This is a genomic window from Actinoallomurus sp. CA-142502 (assembly GCF_050936355.1).
GTDB lineage: Bacteria > Actinomycetota > Actinomycetes > Streptosporangiales > Streptosporangiaceae > Actinoallomurus > Actinoallomurus iriomotensis.
In genome coordinates this window covers 9,795,082-9,807,518 of sequence record NZ_JBNJMY010000001.1, presented here as the reverse complement: position 1 = coordinate 9,807,518, position 12,437 = coordinate 9,795,082, and the positions used below count along the sequence as shown (strand labels likewise).

Here is a 12,437-nt window from a genome sequence, read left to right as displayed (position 1 = left end):
GTGTACGGGTGGCACCCCCAGCACGCCGGCGGCCTGGCAACTCCACGCGAAAGCGTCGGCGCTGCAAACCGGCATGAGGATCCCCTCGGATGCAAAATGATCAATTACTAACCCTGTGAAGCTTCTCGGTACCTCGCTGTCACCGTTACGACGTTGGCGAGTGGGCATGGGCCAGACGCCTGCCAGCGACATGTACTCCCGGTGGCCACTGTCGCTACTGTCTGTCCGATTTAGACGGACCTGGCCGAACGCGCACGTGAGCGCTCCGAGCCAAAGAACTGGGAGTACGACGCCGTAAAGCTCTACGCGCAAGGCTGGTCGATTCGGCAGGTAGCCCAGCGGATCGGCTGCGATTACGGCACGATACGGCGCGTGTTGATCTGGCCAGCCACCTTACGGACTCGTGGCAGCGTCCCACGCAGGACGGCCGCGCTCGCCTTCGAGATATAAGCCTCGGCGCATCACAAGATCAGCCTGACCGGGGAAGACTCTCTTCTCTGAGCTGCGCAAGGAAGGACCGGCTCAGCACGACCCACTCCGCGTCGCCGCCGATCGCCTCGACGATCCTGCCGTCCAGGCTGGGGGCGGCCCTAGCGTTTTCGGATGGGCACAGCAGCCAGAGCCCGTGCGGTTCCTCGTCAGGCCGGCGGGCGGCCTGCTGCAACCGCGTGAGCAACTCATGCCCACCCACGTCGAAGTAGCGCGCGAGCGGTCCCGCGTTGTGCAGCAACAGCACAGTCTTCTCAGACCCCTCTGAGGACAGCAGGCGCTCGGTCACCCGGGGGAACACGCGGGTGACGTACGAGCGCAGCCCGCCAGGCATCTCGCCGGTACGGGTCAGCTTCTCGTCGGCCTTCAGTACTTTCTCCCACGCGGTGCCGTGCTCGGCAGCCAGCGACCGGAACTCCTCCAGGAACATTGAAGTGACGTCTACCGGGACGACCGGGTACGCCGTCGCCAGCAGCTGCGGCGCGTCCGGCAGATAACGCACGTGCAGGGTCAGGGCGACGAATCCGCCCTGCTGGGAAGCAGCGATAAGCCTGGCGTCGATCGAGTCGGCGGGGGTCTGGGCACCGGGAGCGGCCTGTGCGCCGAACAGACCGGTGAGCGTTCCGGTGGAGGACTTCCACGACGTCGCCGACGCCGGCGGCCGGAAACGCTGGTCCTCGGTGTCGTAGTCGAACGGGAAGCCCGCCTCCTTCAGCGCCTCCTCGACCACCACGTACGTCGGCGTCGGCCGGTACACGGCCAGGTCGGGGAAGCGGGCCTGGACGCGGGCGAGCAGGTCGGCGACCGTAATGCCGTGGTCGGCCCGGACGCCCGCGGCGGCCTGGGAGATCCTCAGTGCCTCGGCCAGCGACAACCCGCGCGGGTAAAGCTCCAGGCGTGGCGAGGCCACAGCGTCCTGGGCGACGGCGGAGGCGAGTGCCACCAGCCGGGTGTCGGCCAGCGGCGTCATCCCGTGCGGCGGCGTGACCGATCGCAGTTCCCGGATCACCTCCGCTCTGCCCGGCAGGGGTTCGCGGGTCGCGAGGATGTCGGCTCGAGCGCCGAGAGCGAGAGCGTAGTCGGTCAGCTCGCGCGGGACTGGGTCGTCGGTGCCGGGCAGTGACTCCAGGGCGATGATGACCCGCGAGCCACGCCGCGAGACAGCCAGTCGGGGTTCGTGGCCCTCGGCCTGACCGGGTCCGATGAACGTCTCGGTGTCCACGGCCGCGCGTACAACGGCCAGCGCCTTGACCAGCTCTTGTCCGGGCTCCTGGTCGGCGGCGCCGCGCCGGGCGCGCAGATCGGCCGCGAGCTCGGTAGCCGTCATCACCCGGCCCGCACCAGTGAGGGTCGCGACCAACTCGTCCCGTACGGCGCCGAGGCGGGGATCGGCGATCCACATCTTGATCGCATCGATGTGGTGGCGGGACACAGTCGATTGCTTGACTTCGAGCCTGCGCGCGATCTCCGTCTGCGTGGGCCAAAGGTCAAGGTCGCTAGGGTCCCCGGCGTCCGGGTCGGCCATACCCAGGGTCAGTCGTACGACGGACGCCTTGCTGGAGTTCCTGCGTCCGCTGGCCGGGATGAGTAGCGCGGCGAGCTCGTCTACCCGCAGCCAGCCTGGGGCGTCGGCGTCACCCGGGGCCTCGGACGCGTTCAGCACCTCACCCGGCTCGGCCCGCCGGGTCCCGCCCGGGCCGCGCAGCGCGGCCGTCCACTGCTTGTGCCGGCGGTTGAGCTCCTTGCGTACGACGGCCCCGGCGCCGCGAGCCCGGGCGATCAGGTAAAGCGGCACGTCGATGAGCTGACCGACGGTAGCCGCCTGGAACGACGCCGCCACCGACACCGCCCGTGGAGATAGACCCGCGGCGTCCAGGTTCGTTTCAAGCTGTGCCTTCGAAGCGGCCTCGTCCCGACGCCGCTCCAGTTCCGCCGGATCGAGGTCGCCGTCCGCCTGGACGGACGCCGTCTCCTGGGTGCTCGCCGGAGCCGTGGCGTCGGCGCTGCGGAAGATCTCCCGCCACGCCTCCTCCATGAGCCGCAACGTGTCGAAGCGGCTGGCGACATCCGGATGCAGAGCCTTGGTGAAAAAGGCGGTCAGGCCCTCGCGCAACGCCGGCTCGAACAACTCCACGGCCAGGTACAGCGGAGGGTCCGCGACGGTGCGCGGGTCGGTGGCATCGTCACCCCAAACCGGCCGCTGCCCCGACGCCATCTCGTGCAGCGTCACCGCGGCGGCGTAGCGTTCGGCATGGTCGTCGAAGTCCGGCCGCCGTGATGTGCCCAGGAACGGGTCGAGGTAGCCGCGCGTGCCCGTCGTGACGTCCCGGTCGGAGACGGCCGCGTGGGAGAAATCGAAGAGCTTCAGCTCCCAGGTCCGATCATTCCGTCGCAGGACGCCGAAGTTGTCCGGCTTGAGGTCCCGGTGGCGAACCCCCTTCCCGGACAGATCCTTGAGCGCGCGGAACAGATCGTCTCCGAACTCCGCGAGCTGGTGGTAGGTGAGCTTGCCCTCGGCGCTCAGCAGCGCCCGCAGCGAACGGTCCCCGGCGAACTCCAGGTCCAGAACCGTGCGCTCGGCCAGCGTCCGCGGCCCGGCCAGTAGCCGTACGATCGCCCCGCCACCGACCCGCTCCAGGATCTGAGCCTCGCTGCGGAGTTGCGCGGCCCTCCTTTCGTCGAGCGCGACCTTGAGAACACGGTCCTGGCGAGCCTTTGTACCGTCTTCGTTCTCGACCATACGGGCGACCAGCAACGCCCGCGCGGTGGCACCCGTACCGAGGACCCGCTCCACCATCCACGTGCCGTCGGCGTCGCCGTCCACGGCTTGCCCCGGAAGCACGGAGAGCGGGTCGACGCCGACCCAGGAGTCCTCCGGACCGGCGCCCTCCGCCGCGGCGATGTCCTGCTCGATCCGGTCGAGGGCCGCGAGGAAGCTGTCGGCGGACGCCAGCCGGTCGTTGGTCTCACCGCGTGTGGCCTGGAAGACGAGGTCGTCGAGGTCACCTGCCAGCCCGTCGGCCACGCCGATCGGATGGAGCCCGCCGTGCCTCTGGACCTGGTCGATCAACCCCGACCGGTTCGCCGCCGGCGGCTGACCGGTGAGGACCAGGTAGGAGACGGCTCCCAGGCCGAACACGTCCATGTCCACCGGGTCGGCGTGCGGCATGTCGAATTCTGGAGCGAGATACGCCTGCGCGCTGTCCTCTAGGTGTTCCGCGTTGGCCGGGCTGTTGCCGATCGTCCGGCCGCCCGTGGTGTCGAAGTCGCGGGCGGCGGTCTGCCAGTCGGTGATCCGGAGCACGGGCTGTGAGCCGTCGTCCCTCGCCGAGACGTAGACGGATCGGGCCGCCAGTGCCCGGTGGTACAGCGACCGGTTGTGGGCGTAGCGGACGGCCTCTGCGAGCTGCCGGACCATGTCCAGCCGCACTTCCGGGGTCAGGCTTGGCGAATCGGCGTGCACGTCGAGGTAGGAGTCCAGCCGCAGGTCGTCATGGCGATGCCGGAACAGGATCGCCGGGCCGCCCTGGTGCTCGCGGATCTGTACGGCCTCGGCGATGCCGCGGTGATTGATGCCCTGGAGCACCTGGTACTCGCGCCGCGCGGCTCGGTCCACCGACAGCCGGATCGTCTCGGGTGCGGTGTGGTCGACGAGATAGACGCGGACGCGGCCTTCCTCGCGCACGATGTCGTCGCGCCGGGCGAGGCGGTCTTCCCACGTCGGCCCGGCGTCCATCGGCCGTGGTTCGAGCTTCCAGCCGTCGCCGAAGTCCAGATGTGCCTGCGACTGGGAGATGCCGATCCGGCGCATCAGCTCGGGGAGTAGCCGGGAGAACTGCGGGGTGATCCGCCGGTTTTCGCGCTGCGGGGCCCTGCCGAGCAGGTCCGTCCAGATCTGGCTCAGGCCGGTGTCCACGTCTTCCCGGCCGTACACATTGATTCGCTGGATTTCGTCCAGCTCGGAGACCAAATGGGGATCGCTGAGGAACACCGCGGGCTGGATCCGGGGTATCTCCATTCCGCGCGCGGCCGCCATTTGATCGGCCGCCCACCTGAGCTGGCTCCTGAGCTCCTTGGACTTCAGATCGGTGAGATTCAGCGGGTTGTTGATCGTCCGGACCCGGTCCCGACCATGAAAACGCCAGGTCGAGCCGTTGTTGACCACCCTGCCGGGGTGTCCCTTCAGCTCGACCAGGTACAGGCCTCCCGGCGTGACCATGAACAGGTCACACTCGTTGACCCGGCCGGACCTGGCCGTGAAGGAGAAGGTGGCCCAGGCGCGATACGGCTCGTTCTTGGGCATGAGCTTCTCGACATGGTCGAGAGCGTCCTGCTCCCATGGATACGGGGACCGGCGTGACTGGAACCAGCGCCGCGCCGAAGGCGGCGGACCCGGCCTCGGCCTGTCAGATGCCGGCACTCTCCGCCCCCAACTCACACGCTCGCAACCAATCCCCGAAGGGGTCGATGGTACCGGGAGTTCTAGTCACTTGATAGGCACGGGTTATCCCCAATCGGACTACATCCTACTGCGAAGCTTTTCGCCAGGTTTGGGCATCACGCAGCCTGACGGGGCGGGGTAGCCGCAGCGGCGCTGCGGTGGCCGGGCGGTAACGCATTTCAGGAGAATCTGCTGGACCGAATTTAGGGATCTGGGCGATGACAAGGTGGGATCGTATGCGGTAGCGCAACGAGGTCGTGGGATAAGCCTGGTAGCTCAGTGGCTGGCGCCAGCACCGATCGCTTATAAGCCCTGCCGTGGACGCAACCCAGGTCGTCGGCGGAGTTCCGAGGATCGCGGGGTGGTCTCCCGAGCCATCGTACGTCTCTGAGGTCGGCTGGTCCGGTGCGGGACGGATGCGGCGAACGTTTAGACGGTGGCCCTCCCGCCGCCGCTCCCGGCCAAGGTGTGGATCAATCAGCCACTTCCAGCACTGCAGACCGACAGTTCACCTCAGTAAGAACTCTAGCGATCCTTGTCTATAGCCTCCCACGTGACCGATAGGCTCGGGCCTCGAAGCATGGCCCATCTTCATCGGCAGTCACGTATGTCCCGCAGATGACGACGAACGGGTGCGGAGGAGCGGTGGACGTCCGGTCAGCGCAAAAGCTCGTGATGGAGAACAAGCACGTCAAGGGCTTCAACACCACCGATGTCCCGTTGGAGTTCTGCCTGCTGCAAGGCGAGATCGCCGAGGCGTTCGACGCGTGGCGTAAGGATCGCCCAGATGTGGGCGAGGAGTTGGCGGACGCCGCGATCTACCTGTTGGCGCTGGCTGACATGATCGGGGTCGACCTCCAAGACGAGGTCGAGGCGAAGATGGTTAAGAACGCTGGGCGGTCGTACCGCCGGTTGCCTAACGGTGTTCTGGTCAAGGCTGGTGATTCGGGCCGGATCGAAGATGGCCCAAACGCGTGAAGGAGGGCGTCGTCTACGTCGTTGCATGCGCGGCGCCGGCCGCCCTGCGTATCCGTACCTTGATCGACAAGGTCCACGATCGCGGCTTCGATGCCTGTTTGATCTGTACTCCGACCGCCGCGCGCTGGATCGAAGCAGACGTTGAAGCGCTGGCTGAGCTGACCGGGTATCCCGTCCGTAGTACCTACAAGCTGCCGACCGAACCGGACGTGCTGCCGCCAGCTGATGCGATGTTGGTGGCGCCGCTGACGTTCAACACGTTGAACAAGTGGGCGGCCGGTATCAGTGACACTCTGGCCCTTGGGCTGATCAATGAGGCCATTGGCAAGCGCATTCCGATCATCACCGTTCCGTACATCAATGACGCCTTGGCCGCGCATCCCGCGGTGGCGCCCAACATCGGGTCACTACGCGCGGCCGGGGTCACGGTGCTTGACGGCGATCGCCGCCACGCGGCTGAGGCATATCTGTGGGATCTGCTTCTCGACGTCCTGGCTCGGGCGTAGAACCACGAGGTCGCCACGGCTCGATGGCGGTTAGGCCGCTGCGGCGGCAGGCACGGTGATGACCGGTGCGCAGGTCGCGAGCCAGGCGAACACTTCGCTATAGCCGGCGATGAGGGCACCGATTTCCATCAGCGAGGGGGCGTGACCGTCGCGGGCCGTAAGCCGGGCGGCGATCTGTTCGGGGGTGCCCGTGAGATGTACGAAGACGCCATTGCGTGCGGTCACGATGGCCGCCAGCTTGGCGGCTTGGGTGCGGTTGAGTCGGGACCGGCCGTGTCGCAGAGGGCCGTAGACCAGTTCGCTGACGAAGCTGCGATCGAGCACCAGCCGACCGGGCCGGGCGAGGATCGTGCGGTATCGCTCGGCCAGATCCGTTCCTTCGGGAGTGCGGGCGGCGTGCACCATCGTGTAGCCGTGATCGGTGGCGAGTGCGACGGCCTGGGTGGTCTTGCCTGCTCCGTCGCATCCCTCTAATACGACGATGTCGTAGCGCGTGGCCCAGGCCGTTAGATCGGCGGTCATCGTGCTTGGACCAGGTTGGTGAATTCGCCCAGATTGGTGAATCGTCCGTGGACGGCGTATTGGATCATCAGGTTTCTCCAGTTCGGCTCCCGGCCATCGGCGAAGGTCCACCAGCCGTCGGCGGCGGCTAGGACCGGTTGGCCGGTGGCGGCGCTGGCACCGATCAGGAGCGCGGCTCCAGGCGGTGTCTCCGGTCCTCGGACATCGACGACGGTCAGGCTGGCGCGGCAGAAGGCATTCCAATCCGATTGGGCGGTTTTCAGCGGGTCATCCTGATCGCGGAACCTTCGAGAGACATGGACCCGCCATCCCGCAGCAAGCAGGTGATCGACGACCTGAGACCAGAGATCAGCGGGCAGGTACGGCGAGGGCTCAATGAACGCCAAGCGCTGCCCGTCGACCGCGTCGGGCAGAGGCGCCGGAACCTCGATGGGACGGGCTGCAAGTAATGCCTCTGCGGCGTGTTCGGCGGCGGTGGCGATCGTCCGCAGGTTCTGGTTCAAGAACACGCTGAGGCGGTCAGGCCCGTCGACCGGCAGCTGGGGCGCACTCAGCCTGTGTTGGCGCACAATCGTGGCGGCGACCGTCTCGATCAGGGGATCCGGGAACGCCATGGCCGACGCCTCTGGGCCAGGGCTGTAGGTCTGGAAATCGGTAGTGAGGATGACGGTGGGCACGCCGAGGGCGGTGGCGTAGCCGATCTCCATGCACACGCCGTCGTCCAGGCTTGGCCCGTGCAGTACGGCGATCATCCCGTCGATGCGGCGCAGTCGCATCGCATCTAACTCGTACAGGCGCCGACCTTTGACGTCGGCGATCAGGTTCTCCTCGTCGGTATCGCAGAACGGCAGGAACACGGCCTGGTCGCCGACTCGTTCGGTGAGCTCATGTGCGACGTAGGCGCCCAGGGCCCGGTCGTGCGCCGCGAAAAGCCGGTGTGCGACGTAGTACAACGGCATGGCGTCGCTCCTTCCCTCATCGGTGAGATCCGTCGGTTGAGATGTTCAGATCAGCGTGTCGGGTGGTCTGGCTGGCGGCGGCTACGGCTGCGGGCAGGGCTTCTTCGGCGCGTTTTCCATGAGCGAGGTGAGCGAGGAAGGCGCCGGCGAGGGCGTCGCCGGCCCCGGTCACCTCGACCACAGGTCCGGGGGGTGGCTGCGCCGTAGCGACGGGGCGCCCGTACCGCAGCAGGGTGGCCTGGCGGGGGCCATTGGAGACGACGAGGTTCGCGAGCTGGGACGGCTCAATGTGATTGGTCAGGGTGGTGAACTCGACGGCGTTGACGAAGACCACCCTTGCCTGCGGTAGCGCCTCGGCCGCGGCTTGAATGAGTTGCTGGGCGCTGGCGAGATGGAAATCGACGCTGAAGGCCCGCCCGGCCGCTGCCAAGCGGCGTAGGACGCGGGCGACATCCAGCGGACGACGGCAACACACATGCAGGGAGGCGTAGCGGTCGACCACGGTGAGGGCGTGCTCGGTAAGACCCATGGCGGCACCGAACTCGCACTCGATGCCGTCGAGGTCTCCGTCGGCGGTGTAGGCGAGGCGGAAGACGCATGAGGGCTGGGCGTCGATGTGCACGGCCGTCAGGTCGAGGCCGGTCAGGCGTGGATCGTGGTGGATCGGGGCGAGGTCGGTTCCAATGACGGAGACGGGGGCGGCGGACAGCCCGGCGGCGGCTGCGGCTCGGGCGACGTGCAGTGCGGCACCGCCGAGCAGTTCATAGTGGCGGCCGTCGGCGTAGACGGAGATATCGCGGGAGATGTTGCCGATTACGCCAAGCGGGCCCATCTTTGCCTACTCTCGCCGGAGATGGTCGCAGTCGAGGACGTGCGGGCAGACCGGCCGCAGCGGGCACAGGCGGGCGCTCACGGGCCGATTGAGGTAAAGGCGCTTGAAGTAGATGAGGACCAGGTGCAGCCACCAGCTCGGGGCGGCATGGCCTGGGATGGTGACGCGATAGCCGTAACTGTCGATCAGGTCTCGGTATGGCGTGGGGTCCGCGGTCACGCAGTTCTCCAGAAGGCACCGCATTCGCTCGTGGGCCGCCGGGCCACGGTCGAGCGTGAGGCCGAGGCAGGGGGCGAGCCGGGTGACCATGCCGGAATCGACTGGCATGATGCCGCAGTGGTAGCCGCGGGCGTACAGGGCTGCGCACTGGGCGACCTTGAAGGAGGCACCGTCGACGCGGGCGGCGAAGTTGGTGATCAGCTGTGTGGCGGGCATGGTCAATACATCCCCGCCGGCCGCGTCAGGTTCGGAGAGGAACGCTTGCAGAGAGCGGAGGTACCGGATCCGGGCCTCGGCCAAGCCCAGCGGACGGATCAGGCTGGCAAGCTCGCTGTCGTCCATTCCGATTAGAGCGTCCCAGCCGTGGGCGTCGGCGGTCTTCACCACGTTCGCGTAGGTGTCGACCATCGCGTACGAAACTCGCGTGCTCCAGCCGGCGACCGCCATTCGGACCCGCCAGTCGGCTACATACCCCGGCCACCACTGGTTGTCGTCGTGGTTGGCCTCCACTGCCGCCTTCACATCGCCCTGTTCGGCCACGACGGTGGTGAGACCGAGCAGGGTGTCGACCAGGTCGGAGTTGAAGGTCGTGGGTGTCATCGGCGGTCCCGGGAGCAGAGGGCGTGTTGTGCGATGGCGAGATTGGAGGTGATAACCGGCTTACCGATCTGCCGTCGCAGCCTTCGTGCCACGGCGCTGGTCGGCCAGCCCGTGCACGACAGTACGACGGCGTCCGCCTCCCGGAGCGCTTTCTTGCCGAGTCCGGTAACCAAGGCGGCGACCTGGCCATCCGGAATGTCGGCGTAACCGTCCGCCAGCCCGAGACAGCCCAGCGCGATCACGCCGATACCCTCAGCGTCGAATTGGGTCGCTTCGCAGACGGTGACCTCGTCGGGGTACGGCGTCGCCAGCACAGTCCGGGACGCGCCGATGCGGCGCAGAGCCACCACGATCGCATCGAAAGCGGTCACGATCGGCACCGGCATGGTGGCCTCAGCCTCGATAACGATGTCGCGGACTCGGTCAGGGCGGGTGAACGCAGCTGAGGTGCACGCCAGGTAGATCTGCTCCAACGGCAGCTTCGAGAGCTGGTGGACGGTCTGCGGCACCGCCTCGACGAGTCCGGCCAGGAAGTTTTCGGTGAGCGCGGTGTCCTGGCTGGCCGGCACCAGCCGGGCGTAGTGCCAGGCCACAGCCTCGCCGGCGAAGGAAGGTAGTTCGGCCTCGACCACCGTGTTCGCCCACGGCACCAGCACTCCGGCGTGTGCGGCCGTACGCGCCAGGCGGTGCCGATGGTTACGCCGGGCTGGTCGCATCAGCAGACTCATCGCGTTCTCCGTAGATGAAGCGGGGCGCGTGATCGGTGACCACCATGTCGACGGTCTCCGACAGCGGTCGGGCCGTGCCGCGTTCGACGATCTGGATCGGATACGAGCCCAACCTTCGGTGCCAGGTGCCACGGCTGGTGACGAAGAACGAGTGCACGCCACGGATCCGGTGTCCGGTCGGGTAGACGCGGCGTTTCATCGGCTCGTCGAACACGTGTGCCACGTCCGCCTTCCAGGAGGCGAAATGCTCCGCCGAGGGCGGTGGGGCTGCTTCGGCCATCGCCGCCAACGGCGTGCCGGGGTAGGCGCGGGCTTGCCTGACGTTGATGCGGTGACATAAAAGGCCCTGGTCCAGGATCTGCACCAGGTGGGTGAGGTTCTCGAAATGGGTGCGGTGGGTTTCGCCGGGCAGCCCGTAGATCAGGTTCAACCCTGGCAGGAGCACTGGCAGTCCGCCAGGTCCGATGTCGGCGCCAGCCTCGTTGATGTTGGTGACCGCGCGCAGCAGCACTTGAGGTGTGCAGGTCAGCGCATTGGCGGCGATCACTGCCGGATCGAAGCTTTCGATTCCCATCGGGGCGCAGTTGCCCTCGGTGCAGTACCGCGCGACCAGCCGGGCGATTTGCGCGCCGGTGTTGGAGGCCACCGCAAGGGGATCGGCGTTATCGATGTGCAGGACGTCCAGCTCCGGGCACGCCTGACGGATGCCGCCGAGTAGGTCCTCGATCGCGGCGGAATCGCGATTCATGTAGGAAAAGAAGCAGGTCTGCTGCCCGAGTCGCAGATGCCGGACCCCGGCCGCATACAACTCCGCCGCCTCAGAAATGACGTCACCAGTGTCACGGAAGTCCACGGCGGCGCTCTTGATCGGTTCGTTGCAGAACGAGCAGAACCGTCGGCGGGTGCAGCCCCGATACAGCTCGATCTCCGCCATCGGCCGCCAGGCGAGTTGGCTGATCAAGTCCTCAAACGGTCGGCGGTCGGCGGCCAGCCGTTGATAAGTCGCTGCGGATCGGCTGCCCAGCAACAGGTCACCAGAGGTGATCGTGTGGGTGTGCACCGCATCGAACAGGCCCGCGTAGGTAGCGGGATCGGCGAGTGCGTACGTGCTGAGCGGGCCGAGAAGTATCGTCCGGCCGCGCGTACACGCCAGCGCTCGCGTGATCTCGTCCACCGACCCGTTGATCGCTTGGAGGTGAACAGAGGGGACGGCATCGCCGGCGATCACCACGACCACGTACGCGTCGGCGAGGAGTTTTAACGCCTGCTCGCGGTTAGTGGTCGCCGAGTACGTCCGCGGATCACTCAGCGGAGGCTCGACGCTCGGTGTGCCACCGGACAGGCACCAGCGCACGTCATCGATCGTCAGGTAGCGCACGTCCGCCTGCGGGTACGCCGTAGTGAGGGCGCCATGGGCGGCGCGGACGTAGGTGGATAAGTACGGGGGGACCCCCAGTCCACTCGGCTCGACGGTGTAGCAGTCCAAAATCACGACCGTTGACGACACGATGAACACCTCCTTCTTCGGAGTCCGTGGCGGCGCAGACAGACTCCGAGCGCGTTGATGCGGAAATCGACGACCAGCGCCGCCAGGGACCCATCGCCCCGGCCAGTACCAAGACGTGCCGACCGGGAGCCTCGATCTTTCGCTGTGGACTCATGAAGCCGCCCGTCCTGCGCGAAGGGCATACCTGAACCACACGACTTTGCCGCCTCTCGTGGGGTGGGCACCGAATGCGTCGGCGAGTACTCGACGATCCACAGTCCACGGCCGTGCTCGTCGCTCTCCCGAGCCGGCGCGCCCGGCTGCGTCGGCATCACCGGGCTGGTGTTGGCTACCTCGCACACCAACACCCCATCAGGGCGGTCTGCCGCCGCATCCACACGAAGCGATAGCCGGATCAGACACTGTCCGTGCACGATGGCGTTCGCGCCCAGTTCATCCACCATGAGCTCAACATCGTCGGTTAACGCGGTCAAACCCCAGGTTGGGAGAATGTCGCAGGTCGTCTCGTGGACCTTGCCGACGATAGAGGGCTCTGCTGGCAGGTCCCAGCTGTCGCACCGCTCTTGCCATCATGCGCTACTCACCGTCGCGTCACCCCGCCCTCACTGTGAGCGTGACCTTACGTGCGGTGAAGTTGACGGATATCAGTGGCGCTG

11 protein-coding genes are annotated in these 12,437 nt (G+C 67.0%); 3 read left to right on the top strand and 8 right to left on the bottom strand.

The features are described from left to right. The first annotated feature begins 240 nt into the window (after window positions 1-240). Entirely contained in the window at window positions 241-450 is a 210-nt protein-coding gene (locus ACQEV1_RS45930; RefSeq protein ID WP_433406117.1) for a helix-turn-helix domain-containing protein, read from the top strand. 19 nt (window positions 451-469) lie between these two features. On the opposite strand, the gene pglW is transcribed toward ACQEV1_RS45930, so the two are convergent. Then, window positions 470-4,909 (bottom strand): BREX system serine/threonine kinase PglW, encoded by a 4,440-nt coding sequence (pglW, locus tag ACQEV1_RS45925; protein WP_433403609.1) that lies wholly within the window; start codon window positions 4,907-4,909, stop codon window positions 470-472. A 639-nt stretch (window positions 4,910-5,548) separates the two neighbouring features. On the opposite strand from pglW, the gene ACQEV1_RS45920 reads away from it, so the two are divergent. After that, complete coding sequence (locus ACQEV1_RS45920) at window positions 5,549-5,908, top strand: MazG-like family protein (protein WP_433403606.1); 360 nt, start codon at window positions 5,549-5,551, stop codon at window positions 5,906-5,908. Beyond that, window positions 5,905-6,414 carry a flavoprotein gene (locus ACQEV1_RS45915; protein WP_433403603.1) on the top strand — a complete coding sequence of 170 codons (510 nt, stop codon included), beginning with the start codon at window positions 5,905-5,907 and terminating at the stop codon, window positions 6,412-6,414. The genes ACQEV1_RS45920 and ACQEV1_RS45915 overlap by 4 nt, the downstream gene beginning before the upstream one ends. Window positions 6,415-6,444: 30 nt before the next feature. Here ACQEV1_RS45915 and ACQEV1_RS45910 read toward each other — a convergent pair whose 3' ends face one another. From ACQEV1_RS45910 to ACQEV1_RS45880, 7 genes are read right to left on the bottom strand one after another with little or no spacing between them, the layout of a single operon-like run. Further along, window positions 6,445-6,936, bottom strand: a complete 492-nt coding sequence (locus tag ACQEV1_RS45910; protein WP_433403601.1) for a hypothetical protein — start codon at window positions 6,934-6,936, stop codon at window positions 6,445-6,447. After that, complete coding sequence (locus tag ACQEV1_RS45905; protein ID WP_433403598.1) at window positions 6,933-7,895, bottom strand: nucleoside 2-deoxyribosyltransferase; 963 nt, start codon at window positions 7,893-7,895, stop codon at window positions 6,933-6,935. The genes ACQEV1_RS45910 and ACQEV1_RS45905 overlap by 4 nt, the downstream gene beginning before the upstream one ends. Window positions 7,896-7,911: 16 nt before the next feature. Then, a complete protein-coding gene (locus ACQEV1_RS45900; protein WP_433403596.1) occupies window positions 7,912-8,727 on the bottom strand; it encodes a PfkB family carbohydrate kinase in 816 nt (271 codons plus the stop codon). Between the two features lie 6 nt (window positions 8,728-8,733). After that, entirely contained in the window at window positions 8,734-9,546 is an 813-nt protein-coding gene (locus ACQEV1_RS45895; protein ID WP_433403593.1) for a hypothetical protein, read from the bottom strand. After that, entirely contained in the window at window positions 9,543-10,274 is a 732-nt protein-coding gene (locus ACQEV1_RS45890; protein ID WP_433403591.1) for a maleate cis-trans isomerase family protein, read from the bottom strand. The genes ACQEV1_RS45895 and ACQEV1_RS45890 overlap by 4 nt, the downstream gene beginning before the upstream one ends. Further along, window positions 10,243-11,790, bottom strand: a complete 1,548-nt coding sequence (locus ACQEV1_RS45885; RefSeq protein WP_433403588.1) for a hypothetical protein — start codon at window positions 11,788-11,790, stop codon at window positions 10,243-10,245. The genes ACQEV1_RS45890 and ACQEV1_RS45885 overlap by 32 nt, the downstream gene beginning before the upstream one ends. Beyond that, window positions 11,763-12,323, bottom strand: a complete 561-nt coding sequence (locus ACQEV1_RS45880; protein ID WP_433406115.1) for an ATP-binding protein — start codon at window positions 12,321-12,323, stop codon at window positions 11,763-11,765. Before ACQEV1_RS45880 ends, ACQEV1_RS45885 begins: the two co-directional genes overlap by 28 nt. Between the last annotated feature and the right edge of the window lie 114 nt (window positions 12,324-12,437).